Origin of the sequence: Labrys sp. WJW (assembly GCF_001676615.1) — a bacterium.
GTDB classification, from domain to species: domain Bacteria; phylum Pseudomonadota; class Alphaproteobacteria; order Rhizobiales; family Labraceae; genus Labrys; species Labrys sedimenti.
In genome coordinates this window covers 1-15,445 of sequence record NZ_LYXZ01000053.1, presented here as the reverse complement: position 1 = coordinate 15,445, position 15,445 = coordinate 1, and the positions used below count along the sequence as shown (strand labels likewise).

Below are 15,445 nucleotides of genomic sequence, written 5' to 3'. Positions count from 1 at the left end.
CCTCGTTTGCAGAGAAAAGGCGGACGGGACATCCGCGCACCCGGAGAAGTGCTCCCCTGCCGGGAGCACTCCAGTGCTACTCGGTCTCAGATATCCACCAGTTCGCCGGCGAAGGCGGCCTGTTCCTGGATGAAGGCAAAACGGGCTTCGGGCTTGTTGCCCATCAGCCGTTCGACGGAAATCGAGGTCTCCGCGCGTTCCTCGTCGATCACCGTGACCTTGAGAAGCGTGCGCTTCTTGGGGTCCATGGTGGTTTCCTTCAGCTGAGCCGGCATCATCTCGCCCAGGCCCTTGAAGCGGCCGATCTCGATCTTCTGATTGGGCTTGAAGGCCGATTTCACCAGCTCGTCCTTGTGGGCATCGTCACGCGCATAGAGCGATTTGGTGCCTTGGGTCAGGCGATAGAGGGGCGGGGCGGCGAGATAGAGGTGGCCCCGCTCGATCAGGCGCGGCATCTGGCGCCAGAAGAAGGTGATCAGCAGGGAGGCGATATGGGCGCCGTCGACGTCGGCGTCCGTCATGATGATGATCTTCTCGTAGCGCAGATCATCATCGCGGTACTGGGTGCCCATGCCGCAGCCGAGCGCCTGTCCCAGGTCCTGCAATTGCTGGTTCTGGGCGAGCTTGTCCTTGCCGGCATTGGCGACGTTGAGGATCTTGCCGCGCAAAGGCAGCACCGCCTGGTTGGAACGGTCGCGCGCCTGCTTGGCTGAGCCGCCGGCGGAATCGCCTTCGACGATAAACAATTCAGAGCCTTGCGCGGCGTTGTTCGAGCAATCTGCGAGCTTGCCTGGCAAGCGCAGTTTGCGCGTTGCGGTCTTGCGCGCCACGTCCTTCTCGGCCCGGCGACGCAGGCGCTCCTCGGCCCTTTCGACCACGAAATCGAGCAGTTTGGCGGCCTGGGACGGCATGGAAGCCAGCCAATGGTCGAAGGCATCCTTCAGGGCCTGCTCGACGATGCGGCTGGCCTCCGTGGTCACCAGCTTGGCCTTGGTCTGGGACGAGAATTCGGGTTCGCGGATGAACACTGAGAGCATGGCCGCCGTGCAGGCCATCACGTCTTCGGTGGTGAGCTGGTTGGCGCGCTTGATGCCGATACGCTCGGCGTGGTCCTTCAGGCCGCGCAGCAGGGCGATGCGCAGGCCCGCCTCATGGGTGCCGCCTTCGCGGGTGGGCACCGTGTTGCAATAGGAGGAGACATAGCCCTCGTCCTCGGCGAACCAGCCGATGGCCCATTCCACCGAACCATGTCCCTCCGGCTTGGGTACGCGGCCGGAGAACATCTGCTCGGTGACGAGTTCGAGGCCCTCGCTGGCCGAGCGCAGATAGTCCTCCAGGCCGCGCGGGAACTTGAAGCTCTCCTCGGCCGGCACGTCGCTATGGCCGATCAGCAGTTCGGCTGCGCATTTCCAGCGGATCTCGACGCCGCGGAAGAGATAGGCTTTCGAGCGCGCCATCTTGAACAGGCGCTTGGGATCGAAGGCGATACCGTGCTTGAAGATCTCGATGTCCGGCTTGAAACGCACCCGGGTGCCGCGGCGGTTGGGGGCGGCACCGATATGCTCGACGGGGCCGAGCGGCACGCCGCGGGCAAAACGCTGGCGGTGGAGTTCGCGCCCGCGCGCCACTTCCACCTCCATGAGTTCCGACAGGGCGGTCACCGCGGTGACGCCGATGCCGTGGAGACCGCCGGAGGTCTGGTAGGCGTCGGAGTTGAACTTGCCGCCCGAATGCGGCCTTGTCATCACGACCTGGAGGGTCGACTCGTCCGGAAATTGGGGATGGGGCTCGACCGGGATGCCGCGCCCATTGTCGGTGATCGAGACGAAGCCGTCGGCGGTGAGCTCGACATCGATGAAGGTGGCATGGCCGGCCACCGCTTCGTCCATCGAATTGTCGATCACTTCGGCGAACAAATGGTGCAGGCCGTCGCCTTCCGGCCCGGTCGAGCCGATATACATGCCGGGACGCATGCGAATGGCTTCGATGCCCTCGAGCACGCGGATGGAGGAGGCGCCATAGCCATCTTCGCCTTTCGTCGCGGCGGGCTTAGGAGCAAGTCCAGCCTTCAAGGCGGCGGCAATCGACTGGGTCGAGGGTCGCTTCGCATTATCGGCCTTGTCGGCGCTCGTCTTGGATTGGGCGGGCTTGTCGCTCCCGAACAGATCGGAGGTATCACTCATGCAGTCGGTATCTCGCACAATGCGTTTCGCTGAGCGGGTTATCCTTGATCGAATCGCAGGTTCGATCAGGGATAACCCGCAAGATTTCGGACATTTGCAGAGTTGTTGCGCGTCACTCACGAGTGGGCGAAGCGCAACAACTCTGCTTGGCGATTCGCAGTTCGGCTCATTATGGCATGTTCGTATCGCAGCCGCGAACGGATCGTAAACGGTGTTGTTGATGAATGTGGAATGGCACGTTTTTTGGGCCTAATTCCGTCATGATTGACAGGCTCTTTGAGCATTGTGGCATCAGGGTGTGCCACTTATGGTAATGCCGATTTTTGAAACGGAAATTTGCTTCATGCGGATGACACTTCCGGTCCATCCAAGGATCGTGCTTCTTCCGGCCGTGCTCTTCCTGGCTGTGCCGGGGATGGCCTCGGCGCAGGACGGCGTTGCGCCCCAGAAGGTGGCGGCGAGCGCTGCGATCCCCGCGGCGGCGACCGTTCCCTTCGTCGCGCACCGGGCCGTTTACGATCTCAATCTCGACCGCCGCAAGGACCAGTCGAGCGTCGACAGCATGCGCGGGCGCATCGTGTATGATTTCTCCGGCAATGCCTGCAGCGGCTACGCGCTCAATTTCCGGCAGGTCACCGAAATCGGCCTGAGCGGCGGCGGGGTCAACACTTCGGATCTGCGCTCCACCACGTTCGAGGACGAGAAGGGGCGCAATTTCCGCTTCAATTCGCAGAATTTTACCAACCAGAAGCTGGATGGCAGCGTCGATGGCCAAGCCAGCCGGGCCGAGAGCGGGGCGGTCGGTGTCGCGCTGAAGAAGCCCAAATCCACCAAATTCGATCTATCCGAGCGGGTTCTCTTCCCGACCGGCCAGATGAAGGCGATCGTCATGGCGGCGCGAGCCGGCGAGCACGTGTTCGAGAGCCAGGTCTATGACGGATCGGATGGCGGCCAGAAGATCTACAACACGCTTGCGGTGATCGGTGCAAAGATCGGCCCCGACAAGCCGCGCGAGGGCGTCGAGGCCAAGGCCAAGCAACTCGATGGCGTCGATCGCTGGCCGGTGACGATCTCCTATTTCGACCCGACCAAGAAGGCCGTCGGCGAGGAGACCCCCGTCTACACCATGTCCTTCGAGCTCTATGCCGATGGCATTTCAGGCAGCCTGACCCTGGATTATGGTGATTTTCGCCTGAAGGGAACGATGGTGTCGCTCGATTTCCTGCCGCAGACGGAATGCAAGTGAGTGACATGATGCGGTGGGCCGGTTTTCGGGACGGCGCCAGCCGCGCCAAGCCTACGTCTTCGCTCGATGGTGCTGCACAGACCGGCACTGCGTCATGAGAAACGCCATTCGTCAATGGTCGCATACGCACAATTGGCGCGCGCTCGGCCAGCGGCTGCGGGCGCCGGCGCGCCTGCCGGCACGGCCGCTGTTCGGACGGGTGGCGACGCCTGCCGCCATCGCCTTTGGCGGCGTGCTGGTCATCGCCCTGATGGTGCTCGCCGATCCGGCTTCCTTGCACATCTTGCCCGAATGGCCTCGCCTTGTGGTGCGGCTGGCACGTTTCGTTACCTATCTCGGTGATTCCGGCCTTTATCTCATTCCGCTCGGCCTGGCGCTTGTCCTGCTCGCCGTTGTCGATCTGGAGTTGCCGCCGCGGCTCGATGCCGCCCTGCGCCAGCTCTGGCTGCAGCTTGCCTTCGCCTTTGTCGCCATCGCCGGAACCGGGCTCGCCGTGAATGTCGTCAAGCGCGCGATCGGCCGCGTCAGGCCCCTGCATGTCGAGGCAGGCTCGAGCTGGAGTTTCGAGCCCTTTTCCTGGCGCGCCGCCAATGCAAGCTTCCCCTCCGGCCATGCCACCACGGCCTGGACGGTGGCTGCGGTAATCATCCTCCTCTGTGGGACGCGCTGGCGTCCCTGGCTGTTCGCGCTTGGCGGGCTGGTCTGTCTCAGCCGTGTGATCCTCGGCGCCCACTATCCCGCCGATGTGGTCGCCGGCGCCCTGTTCGGCTGGTTCGCCACCTTCTGGTTTGCCGACTTTCTGGGGCGCCGCGGTCTTGTTTTCCGGCAAAACCACGACGGTGCTCTTGCGTTGCGGGGGCAAGACGCGGCAAAGACGCTGATCGAGGCGTGGCGAGCGCGCCGCTGAGGTTCGACTCTTCATGTCATCACAAGACAATGCGCCTGAAATCAGCGTCATCGTTCCGGTCCGCAACGAGGCCGGAAATGTCGAGCCGCTGATCCGGGAGATCGCCGCGGCCCTGGCCGGGCGCCGTTTCGAGATCGTCTATGTCGACGATGGTTCGAGCGATGCGACTCCGACAGAATTGGCCAGGTTGAAGGGCGAACTGCCCTACCTGCGCAGCCTGCGCCACGAGGCATCCTGCGGCCAGTCCTGCGCCGTGCGCACGGGCATTCGCCATGCCCGCGGCGGCCTGATGGTCACCATCGATGGCGACGGCCAGAACAACCCGGCCTATATTCCCGCCTTGGTCGACGCCCTGATCGCCGGCGGCGCCGCGACCGGCATGGTTGCGGGGCAACGGCTCGGGCGCAAGGACACCGGCTTCAAGCGCTGGCAGTCGCGCACCGCCAACAAGGTGCGGGCCTCTGTTCTCAAGGACGGCACACGCGACACCGGTTGCGGCCTCAAGGCCATCCGCCGCGACGTCTATCTGGCCCTGCCTTATTTCGATGCGCTGCATCGCTTCATGCCGGCCCTGGTCAAGCGCGAGGGCTTCGAGGTCGGCCATGTCGACGTGGTCGACCGGCCCCGGCTGACCGGCGTTTCCAATTATGGTTTCTTCGACAGGCTGTGGGTCGGCATCCTCGATCTCGTCGGCGTGTGGTGGCTCATCCGCCGGCGCAAGCGCGTGCCTGATGTCAGCGGAGGGGGACAGAATGCTGATTGAGTTGTCGAACGCCCTCGGCGGCTATCTCCACAATGTCTTCTACACCAATTTCGACTTCTGGCTGATCCTCGGCCTGTTCGCGCAGGCCCTGTTCACTGCCCGCTTCGTCATCCAGTGGTGGGTGAGCGAGCGGGCGGGCAAGAGCGTCATCCCCTTCAGTTTCTGGATCCTGTCGATCGGCGGCGGCGGCCTGCTCTTCCTCTATGCCTTGGTCAGGGCCGACCTCGTCTATATCATCGGCCAGGGCTCGGGCCTGGCGATCTATATCCGCAACGTCTCGCTGGTGCTGAAGGAAAAGCGGGAGGCAAGGGAGCAGGGGCAAGGCGCCTCGAGCTAGGACGGCGGCCGTATCGGTGCCAGGACGTTATCGTCGCAGCAAAAGGCGCGGCAGTGCCGCAGTGCAATTCACTGAAGCGTCTATGTGGTTGCTCGACCTTTGTCATGGCCGGGCTTGACCTGGCAATCCGGTGCGAAAGCCAGCATTCCGCGTGCGGCTTCTGGATAGCCGAGCCAAGCCCGGCTATGACAATTCGGAGCGTTTCCTTCTTGAATGAACCGCAATGCAGCGGAGCTGCGTCCTATCCCCTTGCCGCCCTGAACCGCGCCAGGCCCGCGTCGAGATCGCCGATCAGGTCGGCGACGTCTTCCAGGCCGATATGAAGGCGCACGCAGGGGCCGCCCGGATCCCAGCTGGTGGCGCTGCGATAAGTCTTGCAGTCGAAGGGGAGGGCGAGGCTCTCATAGCCGCCCCAGGAATAGCCGAGCCCGAAGAATTTCAGATCGTCCAGGAAGGCGCCGATGGCCTCCATCGGAGCAGGCTGCAGCACGATGGAGAACAGGCCGGATGAGCCCTTGAAATCGCGCTTCCAGATGGCATGGCCCGGATCACCCTCCAGTGCAGGGTGCAGGACGCGCTGCACCTCGGGGCGCTTGGCCAGCCATTTCGCCACCCTGAGCGCGCTTTCCTGGTGTTGGCGCAGGCGCACGCCCATGGTGCGCAGCCCGCGCATCGCCAGGTAGATGTCGTCGGGCGCAACGCATTGGCCTGAATCGCCGTGGAAGCCCTTCAGCGTCGGCCAAGCCTTGCGCGAGGCCGAGACCACGCCGAACATCGCATCGGAATGGCCGACGATATATTTGGTGCCGGCCTGGATCGAAAGGTCGATGCCATGGCCGAAGGCGTCGAAGAACAGCGGCGTCGCCCAGGTGTTGTCGAGCAGTACGGTGGCACCGTGCCGGTGCGCGACCTCGGCGATCGCAGGCACGTCCTGCATCTCGAAGCTCTGCGATCCCGGGGCTTCCAGATAGACTGCCTTCGTATTCGGGCGGATGAGCGTTTCGATGCCGGCGCCGATCAGCGGATCATAATAGGTCGTCTCGATGCCGAAACGGGCGAGCACCTTGTCGCAAAGCTGCCGGGTGGGCTGATAGGTGGAATCGACCATCAGCAAATGGTCACCGGCCGAGAGGCAGGAGAGCAGGGCAGTCGACACGGCCGATAGGCCCGAGGGACACAGCACCACGCCGGCGCTGCCGTCGAGCGTCTTCAGCGCCTCTTCCAGGGCGTCGCTGGTCGGATTGCCGCGGCGACCATAGCTGTAGCGCGGCGTGTGGTTGATGAGATCCTTCGTCGTCGGGGCGAGAACGGTGGAGCCGTGATAGACGGGCGGATTGACGAAGCCGTGATATTCGGATGGTTCGCGCCCGCCGATAACCAGACGCGTATTTTCACCGAAGGTCGCGATCTCGTCCTTGCTGATCTTCTTCATGATAGATTCGATTGGGTCCTGAAACGGTTACATTCGACCCCGGCCGCCCCTGCGTCAATCTCGAAGGTCGCGACATCTTCCACAGACCAGTTTTGTGAATATTCGGCCGCTTTTCGCGAATTCCGCTTGACGTGGGCAGCCAAAGCGCTTGCAATCGGCGGCAAGGCACGGGTCGTAACTGGCGAGAACAAGCTGGGCGCTTTTGCCGCGGGACAGATCGATACGGGGGACCTTGCAATGACCGCTTCAGCACGCACGGCCGGCAGGTCGTTTCTCATCTCCGGCGAGGCATGTCCGGATCGTTGAGCTCGTCATCATACCTCCTCGACGGAACGCCCGTTCCTCCCGGCCATCGCCGGGAACGCTCGAAACATCCATTCGCGAACGCAGGAAGAGGTGGCGGCAGTTCAAAAAATCACGACGTTTAGCAGTCTGGCGATGGTTTCGGACCTCGCCCTGTCGTCGATAACAAAGATGTGGTTCAAAATGCGTTCCGTCTAGGCGTGTTTTGTCCTAAAGCGTTGAGGGATTTGGCGGATACGCCGAAGATCGCCACGACGCGTCGAAACAAAGAACCGAAGTCAGAGGGCGCTCGCGATAGAACGTGCTTTGAGCTTTGGAAACGTCAAACAAGCCCGGTGAGCTGGCCGGTTCTGACGCCGCAGCCAGCCGTCCAAGGGCATTCTCGTTACACTGACAACGAAGCGAACAGGGGCCTCCATCCATGAGAAAGACACTTCTTACAGCGGTAGCCGGTGCGGCGCTGGCGTTGAGCGGGTTCGGCGCGCACGCCGATACGCTCGATACCATCAAGCAGCGCGGCCAGGTGATCTGCGGCGTCAACACCGGACTGCCGGGCTTCGCCGCGCCCAATGAGAAGGGCGAATGGACCGGCCTCGACGTCGACTATTGCCGCGCGATCGCCGCAGCCGTGCTGGGCGATGCGACCAAGGCCAAATTCGTGCCGGTCTCCACCAAGGACCGCTTCACCGCGCTGCAGTCCGGCGAGATCGACGTGCTCAACCGCAACTCGACCTGGACGCTCGGCCGCGACACCGCCGGCATGCTCTTCGCTGGCGTGAATTTCTATGACGGCCAAGGCTTCCTGGTGAAGAAGTCACTCGGCGTCAAATCGGCGACCGAACTCTCGGGAGCCTCGATCTGCGCCCAGCAGGGCTCGACCGGCCAGCTCACGATCTCCGACTACATGCGGACCCACAATCTGCCCTACAACATCGTCAGCTTCGATACGCCGGAAGAAGCGGCCAGGGCCTATGAGGGCGGGCGTTGCGACGTCAACACCGACGACGCCTCCGGCCTCTATGCGGTGCGCGTCAAGATGGCCAATCCCGACGACCATGTCGTGCTTCCCGAAATCATCTCGAAGGAGCCCCTGGCCGCGGCCGTGCGCCAGGGCGACGATAAATGGTACAATGTGGTCAAATGGGTGCACTACGCCATGCTTTCGGCTGAAGAGGCCGGCGTGACCCAGGCCAATGTCGACGAGATGGTCAAGTCCGACAAGCCGGACATCAAGCGCCTGCTCGGCACCGAGGGTGACTTCGGCAAGCAGCTCGGCCTCGACAATCAGTGGGCCTACCGGATCGTCAAGCAGGTCGGCAATTATGGCGAGAGCTTCGACCGCAATCTCGGCCCCAAGACCGTGCTGAAGATCGATCGCGGCCTCAACAATCTGTGGACCAAGGGGGGCCTGCAATACGCCCCGCCGATCCGTTGAGAATTGCGGAATAAGTCCTGAGGGACCGTTGCGGAGCGGGATTCGGAGGGCGGTTGACAGCGCTCGTCCGGCCCCGCTCCAAATCAGCCACTGACGAAGGGATTTCATTCATGAAGAAGCAATTTTCTCTGGCGATTGCGGGTGCGTTTGTCGCCTTGGGTGTTGCGGCCGCGAATGCCGGTACGCTCGATACTATCAAGCAGCGCGGCCAGCTCATCTGCGGCTCGAATGCGGGCCTTGCCGGCTTCGGCATCCCCAATGAACAAGGCAAATGGGCGGGCTTCGACGTCGACTATTGCCGCGCTCTTGCGGCCGCCGTGTTGGGAGACGCCGAGAAGACCAAATATGTGCCGCTCTCGGCAAAGGACCGCTTCACGGCGTTGCAGTCCTCCGAAATCGACGTGCTGCCGCGCAACACGACCTGGACCCTGTCGCGCGAGACCGGCGGCTTCCTGTTCGCCGCCACCAATTACTATGACGGCCAGGCCTTCATGGTGAAGAAGTCGCTGGGCGTGGCGTCGGCCAAGGACCTCGACGGCGCTACGATCTGCGTGCAGCAGGGCACGACCCAGGAACTGAACCTCTCCGACTATTTCCGGAGCCTCGGAAAGAAGTATCAGATCCTGACAGTCGCCACGATCGGCGAGGCGCAAAACGCCTATGAAGGCGGTCGCTGCGATGCCTTCACGTCGGATTCGTCCCAGCTCTACGGCGTGCGCCTCGCCCTGAAGAACCCGGACGAGCATGTGGTGCTGCCGGAGATCATCTCCAAGGAGCCGCTGGCGATCGCGGTCCGCCAGGGCGACGACCAGTGGTTCAACATCGCCAAATGGGTCTACTATGCCCTGGTCCAGGCCGAGGAATCCGGCGTGACCCAGGCCAATGTCGACGAGATGCTCAAGTCGGACAAGCCGGACATCAAGCGCCTGCTCGGCACCGAGGGCGATTTCGGCAAGCAGCTGGGCCTCGACAACCAGTGGGCCTATCGCGCGATCAAGCAGGTCGGCAATTACGGCGAGATCTTCGATCGCAACCTCGGCTCCCAATCCAAGCTGAAGATCGAGCGCGGCCTCAACGCCTTGTGGACCAACAAGGGCCTGCAATACGCCCCGCCGATCCGTTGAGATCGACAAGATCTGCCCCGGAGATTTGTCTCCGGGGCGAAAACGCAGACATGGCGACACGGCACTTCGGTGGCGGCGCTGGTGAGCCGGACCAGGATCGAAGGGGGACATTGATGAGGCAACAACTCTGCGCGGCGACCGTTGGCGTCTTCGCCGCTTTGAGTGTTTCCATGGCAGGTGCGGCAACGCTCGATACGATCAAGCAGCGCGGCCAGTTGATCTGCGGCGCCCATCAGGGCCTGGCGGGCTTCAGCATCCCGAACGAGCAGGGCAAATGGGCGGGCTTCGACGTCGATTACTGCCGAGCCCTCGCGGCTGCCGTGCTGGGCGATGCCGACAAGACCAAGTTCGTGCCTCTGTCCGCCAAGGATCGCTTCACGGCCTTGCAGGCCTCCGAAATCGATGTCTTGCCGCGCAACACCACCTGGACCCTGACACGCGAGACCGGCGGCTTCCTGTTCGCCGCCACCAATTACTATGACGGCCAGGGCTTCATGGTGAAGAAGTCGCTAGGCGTGAAATCGACCAAGGAGCTCGACGGCGCCACCGTCTGCGTACAGCAGGGCACGTCGCACGAGCTCAATCTTTCCGACTATTTTCGCAGCATCGGCAAGCCCTACCAGATCCTGACGCTGGCCACGATCGGCGAGGCGCAGAACGCCTATGAGTCCGGCCGTTGCGATACCTTCACCACCGATGCCTCCGGGCTCTATGGCGTACGCCTGGCCCTGAAGAACCCGGACGAGCATGTGGTGCTGCCGGAGATCATCTCCAAGGAACCGCTGGGAATCGCGGTCCGCCAGGGCGATGATCAATGGTTCAACGTGGTCAAATGGGTCTATTTCGCGCTGCTTCAGGCCGAGGAGTCCGGCGTGACCCAGGCCAATGTCGACGAGATGCTGAAATCGGACAAGCCGGACATCAAGCGCCTGCTCGGCACCGAGGGCGATTTCGGCAAGCAGCTCGGCCTCGACAACCAGTGGGCTTATCGCGTCATCAAGCAGGTCGGCAATTATGGCGAGGTGTTCGATCGCAATCTCGGCGCGAAGTCGCCGCTGAAGATCGAGCGCGGGCTCAATGCCCTGTGGACGAACAAGGGGTTGCAATACGCGCCGCCGATCCGTTGAGGCGGAACGGTTCCGGCAGGACGTGTTCCGCGTTGGCCGGGTGGTTTTCCGAAGCGTTTGGCGATCGGGCGAAGGCAGCCAAGATCGCAACGACGCATCAAGGCAGAAGGTGGAGCAGATGAACATTCAGCCTTGAATGCACTCTGCTCCAGAGGAATCCGTAGAAAAAGGGTGAGGACTATCTGCGTGTTGGGGAGAATGAGACAATGACGTTGGCAGTCAACCGGGGAGACGGCGGCGGGCGTACCCACTGGTTCAACAATCCGAAGTTACGGGCGGTTGTCTTCCAGATCTTGCTGCTGGCAATCGTCTTGCTCATCATCTTGACGGGCGCTTGGAACGCCGTCGAAAACCTGGCCAGGCAGGGCCGTACTCTCGGCTTCGATTTCCTGGGACGCACGGCGAGCTTCGATATCGGCCAGACCCCGATCGAATATACCTCGCTGTCCACCAATGGCCGGGCGCTGCTGGTCGGCATCACCAACACGCTGATCGTCGCCGCCCTCGGGATCATCCTCGCGACGATCCTGGGCTTCATCATCGGCGTGGCCCGGCTCTCCAGCAACTGGATCGTCGCCAAGATCGCCATGGTCTATATCGAGGTCGTCCGCAACATCCCGCTGCTGCTGCAGCTGCTGTTCTGGTACGGCGCCGTGCTGAAACCCCTGCCGGGCGTGCGCCAGTCGATCACCTTCGGCGAGAGCATCTTTCTCAACAATCGCGGCATCTTCTTTCCGGCGGCCATGCCGCAGGCGGGTTCCGGCCTGGTCGGCGGTGCCTTCCTGGTCGGCGTTCTCGGGGCCATCGGCTTCGCCATCTGGGGCAAGCGCAAGCAGATGGAGACCGGCAAGCGGCCACCGGTGCTGCTGGTCAATCTGGCGCTGGTCGTCGGCCTGCCGCTGCTGGCCTTCCTCGCGGCCGGCATGCCCTTCACCATGGATTACCCCAAGGTCGGCGGCTTCAACGTTACCGGCGGCTTCCGGCTGCAGCCCGAATTCGTGGCGTTGCTCCTGGGCCTGACCATCTACACCGCGGCCTTCATCGCCGAGACGGTGCGCTCGGGCATCCGCGGCGTGCCGCATGGCCAGACGGAAGCGTCCGGTGCTCTCGGCCTGCGCTCGAGCCACAATCTGCGCCTGGTGGTGATCCCGCAGGCCATGCGCATCATCGTGCCGCCGCTCGCCAGCCAGTATCTCAACCTGACCAAGAACTCGTCACTGGCGGTGGCCATCGGCTATCCGGATCTGGTGCAGGTGTTTTCCGGCACGGTGCTCAACAATACCAACCAGGCGATCGAGTGCATCGGCATCACCATGGCGGTCTATCTGATCATCAGCCTGTCGATTGCGGGCTTCATGAATTGGTTCAACAAGCGCGTTGCGCTGGTGGAGAGGTAGGGCCATGAGCGACGCAACTTCCGCCGCCGGCAGCCCGGCCTTCGTCTCGACCAAGACCTTCGAGCCGCAGCCGCCGCCGGCTGCGACCACCGGCGTGGTCGGCTGGCTGAAAAAGAACCTGTTCTCGTCCGTCACCAACTCCATCCTCACCGTTCTGGCGGTGCTGCTGGTGATCTGGGTGCTGCCGGGCGTCCTGCGCTTCATGATCTTCGATGCCGTCTGGACCGGCACCGACCGCAATGCCTGCCTCGAGGCCGATGTCGGGCGGCATGTCGGTGCTTGCTGGCCCTTCGTCGAGACACGCCTGCAATATTTCATCTATGGCCAATATCCGGTCGACGAGCGCTGGCGCGTCAACCTCACGGGCCTGTTGGCTGCCATCGGCGTCCTCTGGCTGCTCTGGCCGAGGATCGGGGCGAAGGGCTGGGGCATCCTCTACTTCTTCGTCGTCTTCCCGCTGCTGGCCTTCTGGCTGCTGGTGGGGGGCTTCTTCGGGCTGGTGCATGTCCCCACCAATCTGTGGGGCGGCATTCTCGTGACGCTGGTGATCGCCGTCGTCGGCATCGTGGCGTCCCTGCCGCTCGGCGTACTCCTGGCACTCGGGCGGCGCTCGAGCATGCCGATCGCCCGTACCATCTCGGTGATGTATATCGAGTTCTGGCGCGGCGTGCCGCTGATCACGGTGCTGTTCATGGCCAACGTCATGCTGCCGCTGTTCCTGCCCGAAGGCTGGCGCCCGGATTCGCTGCTGCGCGTGCTTGTCGGCGTGGCGCTGTTCTGGTCGGCCTATATGGCGGAAGTGGTGCGCGGCGGCCTGCAGGCCATTCCCAAGGGCCAGTATGAAGGGGCCCAGGCCCTGGGCCTGAACTATTCCTACATGCTGATCTTCATCATCCTGCCGCAGGCCCTGCGCCTGGTGATCCCCAGCATCGTCAACACCTTCATCGCCCTGTTCAAGGACACCACGCTGGTGGCCATCGTGGGCATTTTCGACTTCCTGAAGACGATCGAGGCGTCCATTCCCGATCCGAACTGGGCGACGCCCGTGACCTACTATACGGGCTATGCATTCGCCGCTATCTTCTTCTGGATCTGCTGTTTCTCGATGTCGCGCTACTCGCAGGGCTTGGAGCGTCGTCTCGATACCGGTTACAAACGTTGAGGGGAAAAATGGCTAACGCCGCTCAAAACACTGCTGGAGAACTCAGCCCGATCGCCGTTCAGATCACCGATATGAACAAGTGGTATGGTGAGTTCAACGTTCTCAAGAACATCAACCTCACCGTGAAGCGGGGCGAGCGTATCGTGATCTGCGGGCCGTCGGGCTCGGGCAAATCGACGATGATCCGCTGCATCAATCGCCTGGAGGAACACCAGAAGGGCTCGATCGTCGTCGACGGCATCGAGCTCACCAACGACCTCAAGCGCATCGACGAGGTGCGCCGCGAGGTCGGCATGGTGTTCCAGCACTTCAACCTGTTCCCGCACCTGACCGTGCTGGAAAACTGCACGCTCGCCCCGATCTGGGTGCGCAAGATGTCGAAGGCCGACGCCACCGAAAAGGCGATGCACTTCCTCAAGCGCGTCAAGATTCCCGAGCAGGCCAACAAATATCCGGGCCAGCTTTCGGGCGGCCAGCAGCAGCGCGTGGCGATCGCCCGGGCCCTGTGCATGAATCCCAAGATCATGCTGTTCGACGAGCCGACCTCGGCCCTCGATCCGGAAATGGTGAAGGAAGTGCTCGACACCATGGTCGGTCTTGCCAATGACGGCATGACCATGCTGTGCGTCACCCATGAAATGGGCTTCGCCCGCCAGGTCGCCGATCGCGTGATCTTCATGGATGCCGGACAGATCGTCGAGAGCAACGAGCCCAACGCCTTCTTCTCCAATCCCCAGCACGAGCGCACCAAGCTCTTCCTCAGCCAGATTCTGCACTGAGGATCACAGCGCGGCCGGCTTCGCCGTCGGCCGCAGCCACTTCCGCAGGCTGGCTTCCCCGAAGCAAAGCGCGTTCAAGTGTAAACACCCCTTTGCTCCAACTGCTCGTTCCGACGCGTTTTTGCGATTCGAGGTGCCCCCGGGAAATCGCAAAACGCTACAGGAGCCAGCCATTTGCATTGTCGGGGCTTCTCCTCGACTATCGGCACAAACACTTCAGTACGCAGGAATTTCATCATGGCGTTTGATCGCTCGAGCGAGCCCGATGGCACGCCCAGGCGCGGGCTTTATCCCGAAATCGAGGCTTATCGCTCCGGCATGCTCGATGTCGGTGACGGCCATTCCATCTATTGGGAACTGGCCGGCAATCCGGAAGGCCTGCCGGTAGCCTTTCTGCATGGTGGCCCGGGCGCTGGCTGTTCGGCCAAGCACCGGCGCCTGTTCGATCCGCGCCATTGGAATATCCTGCTGTTCGATCAGCGCGGCTGCGGCCGCTCCCGCCCGCATGCCAATCTCGACGCCAACACCACCTGGCATCTCGTCGCCGACATGGAGCGCCTGCGCAAGGAGGTGCTGAAGGTCGAGCGTTGGAGCCTGTTCGGCGGCTCCTGGGGTTCGACCCTGGCGCTCGCCTATGCGCAGAGCCATCCTCAGACGGTGCAGGCACTCATGCTGCGCGGCATCTTCACCCTGCGCCGCATGGAACTCGACTGGTATTATCGGGAAGGGGCTTCCTATTTCTTCCCGGACAAGTGGGAAGCCTTCCGCAAGGACCTGCCGCAGGATGCCTGGGCCGATCCGATCCTGACCTATCACCGCCGCCTGACGGGCGACGACGCGGCAGCCCGCCTGGCCGCGGCCCGATCCTGGAGCGTGTGGGAGGGGGAGACCTCGACCCTGATGCCGGAAGGGCCGGCCACGGGACACGCCCAGGAACAGTTCGCCCTGGCCTTCGCGCGTATCGAAAACCATTATTTCGTGCATGGCGGCTGGATGGAGGAGGGCCAGTTGCTGCGCGACGCCGGCAAGCTCGCCGACATTCCCGGCACTATCGTGCAGGGGCGCTACGACGTGGTCTGTCCGCCGGTCACGGCCTGGGAGTTGGCCAAGCGCTGGCCCAAGGCGGAATTGCAGATGGTGGAGGATTCCGGCCATTCCTTCTCCGAGCCGGGCACGCTGCATCGCCTGGTCGAGGCCACAGACAAATATGCCCGCCTGCTGGGAGCGGCGGCGGGCTGAGGCTCCTCCCG

Annotated in this window: 13 protein-coding genes; 11 read left to right on the top strand and 2 right to left on the bottom strand. The window is 62.8% G+C overall.

Going from position 1 to position 15,445, the window contains the following annotated elements; all coding sequences use genetic code 11:
• Positions 1-86 precede the first annotated feature (86 nt).
• Positions 87-2,183 carry a DNA topoisomerase IV subunit B gene (gene parE, locus BA190_RS27240; RefSeq protein WP_082980067.1) on the bottom strand — a complete coding sequence of 699 codons (2,097 nt, stop codon included), beginning with the start codon at positions 2,181-2,183 and terminating at the stop codon, positions 87-89.
• A gap of 343 nt (positions 2,184-2,526) precedes the next feature.
• On the opposite strand from parE, the gene BA190_RS27235 reads away from it, so the two are divergent.
• The 4 genes from BA190_RS27235 to BA190_RS27220 all read left to right on the top strand — a co-directional run bounded on the left by BA190_RS27235 (position 2,527) and on the right by BA190_RS27220 (position 5,436).
• On the top strand, positions 2,527-3,429 hold the full coding sequence (locus BA190_RS27235; RefSeq protein WP_162275227.1) for a cell envelope integrity EipB family protein: 903 nt from the start codon (positions 2,527-2,529) through the stop codon (positions 3,427-3,429).
• A gap of 94 nt (positions 3,430-3,523) precedes the next feature.
• The gene (locus BA190_RS27230) at positions 3,524-4,336 is read left to right on the top strand and encodes a phosphatase PAP2 family protein (protein ID WP_068295493.1); all 813 of its coding nucleotides are present in this window, start codon (positions 3,524-3,526) and stop codon (positions 4,334-4,336) included.
• Between the two features lie 13 nt (positions 4,337-4,349).
• A complete protein-coding gene (locus BA190_RS27225; RefSeq protein WP_068295491.1) occupies positions 4,350-5,099 on the top strand; it encodes a glycosyltransferase family 2 protein in 750 nt (249 codons plus the stop codon).
• Positions 5,089-5,436: a lipid-A-disaccharide synthase N-terminal domain-containing protein gene (locus BA190_RS27220; protein WP_068295489.1), complete on the top strand. Its 348-nt coding sequence runs from the start codon at positions 5,089-5,091 to the stop codon at positions 5,434-5,436. The genes BA190_RS27225 and BA190_RS27220 overlap by 11 nt, the downstream gene beginning before the upstream one ends.
• Positions 5,437-5,677: 241 nt before the next feature.
• Here BA190_RS27220 and metC read toward each other — a convergent pair whose 3' ends face one another.
• Positions 5,678-6,868, bottom strand: coding sequence for a cystathionine beta-lyase (metC, locus tag BA190_RS27215; RefSeq protein WP_068295487.1), 1,191 nt, complete (start codon positions 6,866-6,868; stop codon positions 5,678-5,680).
• 724 nt (positions 6,869-7,592) lie between these two features.
• On the opposite strand from metC, the gene BA190_RS27210 reads away from it, so the two are divergent.
• From BA190_RS27210 to pip, 7 genes are all read left to right on the top strand, one after another.
• A complete protein-coding gene (locus BA190_RS27210; protein ID WP_068295485.1) occupies positions 7,593-8,606 on the top strand; it encodes an amino acid ABC transporter substrate-binding protein in 1,014 nt (337 codons plus the stop codon).
• Positions 8,607-8,716: 110 nt separating this feature from the next.
• A complete protein-coding gene (locus BA190_RS27205; protein WP_068295483.1) occupies positions 8,717-9,730 on the top strand; it encodes an amino acid ABC transporter substrate-binding protein in 1,014 nt (337 codons plus the stop codon).
• Positions 9,731-9,843: 113 nt separating this feature from the next.
• On the top strand, positions 9,844-10,857 hold the full coding sequence (locus BA190_RS27200; protein ID WP_068295481.1) for an amino acid ABC transporter substrate-binding protein: 1,014 nt from the start codon (positions 9,844-9,846) through the stop codon (positions 10,855-10,857).
• A gap of 206 nt (positions 10,858-11,063) precedes the next feature.
• The gene (locus BA190_RS27195) at positions 11,064-12,254 is read left to right on the top strand and encodes an amino acid ABC transporter permease (RefSeq protein ID WP_068295479.1); all 1,191 of its coding nucleotides are present in this window, start codon (positions 11,064-11,066) and stop codon (positions 12,252-12,254) included.
• A 4-nt stretch (positions 12,255-12,258) separates the two neighbouring features.
• A complete protein-coding gene (locus BA190_RS27190; protein WP_068295477.1) occupies positions 12,259-13,416 on the top strand; it encodes an amino acid ABC transporter permease in 1,158 nt (385 codons plus the stop codon).
• 8 nt (positions 13,417-13,424) lie between these two features.
• A complete protein-coding gene (locus BA190_RS27185) occupies positions 13,425-14,195 on the top strand; it encodes an amino acid ABC transporter ATP-binding protein (protein WP_068295475.1) in 771 nt (256 codons plus the stop codon).
• Between the two features lie 237 nt (positions 14,196-14,432).
• Positions 14,433-15,434 carry a prolyl aminopeptidase gene (pip, locus tag BA190_RS27180; protein WP_068295474.1) on the top strand — a complete coding sequence of 334 codons (1,002 nt, stop codon included), beginning with the start codon at positions 14,433-14,435 and terminating at the stop codon, positions 15,432-15,434.
• Positions 15,435-15,445: the final 11 nt, after the last annotated feature.

Bases quoted from the DNA above. Each gene is read 5' to 3' on its own strand.
- BA190_RS27210 (WP_068295485.1), top strand. From the start codon at position 7,593: ATGAGAAAGACACTTCTTACAGCGGTAGCCGGTGCGGCGCTGGCGTTG.
- pip (WP_068295474.1), top strand. From the start codon at position 14,433: ATGGCGTTTGATCGCTCGAGCGAGCCCGATGGCACGCCCAGGCGCGGG.
- BA190_RS27200 (WP_068295481.1), top strand. From the start codon at position 9,844: ATGAGGCAACAACTCTGCGCGGCGACCGTTGGCGTCTTCGCCGCTTTG.
- BA190_RS27185 (WP_068295475.1), top strand. From the start codon at position 13,425: ATGGCTAACGCCGCTCAAAACACTGCTGGAGAACTCAGCCCGATCGCC.
- BA190_RS27205 (WP_068295483.1), top strand. From the start codon at position 8,717: ATGAAGAAGCAATTTTCTCTGGCGATTGCGGGTGCGTTTGTCGCCTTG.
- BA190_RS27235 (WP_162275227.1), top strand. From the start codon at position 2,527: ATGCGGATGACACTTCCGGTCCATCCAAGGATCGTGCTTCTTCCGGCC.
- BA190_RS27220 (WP_068295489.1), top strand. From the start codon at position 5,089: ATGCTGATTGAGTTGTCGAACGCCCTCGGCGGCTATCTCCACAATGTC.
- BA190_RS27225 (WP_068295491.1), top strand. From the start codon at position 4,350: ATGTCATCACAAGACAATGCGCCTGAAATCAGCGTCATCGTTCCGGTC.
- metC (WP_068295487.1), bottom strand. From the start codon at position 6,868: ATGAAGAAGATCAGCAAGGACGAGATCGCGACCTTCGGTGAAAATACG.
- BA190_RS27190 (WP_068295477.1), top strand. From the start codon at position 12,259: ATGAGCGACGCAACTTCCGCCGCCGGCAGCCCGGCCTTCGTCTCGACC.
- BA190_RS27230 (WP_068295493.1), top strand. From the start codon at position 3,524: ATGAGAAACGCCATTCGTCAATGGTCGCATACGCACAATTGGCGCGCG.
- parE (WP_082980067.1), bottom strand. From the start codon at position 2,183: ATGAGTGATACCTCCGATCTGTTCGGGAGCGACAAGCCCGCCCAATCC.
- BA190_RS27195 (WP_068295479.1), top strand. From the start codon at position 11,064: ATGACGTTGGCAGTCAACCGGGGAGACGGCGGCGGGCGTACCCACTGG.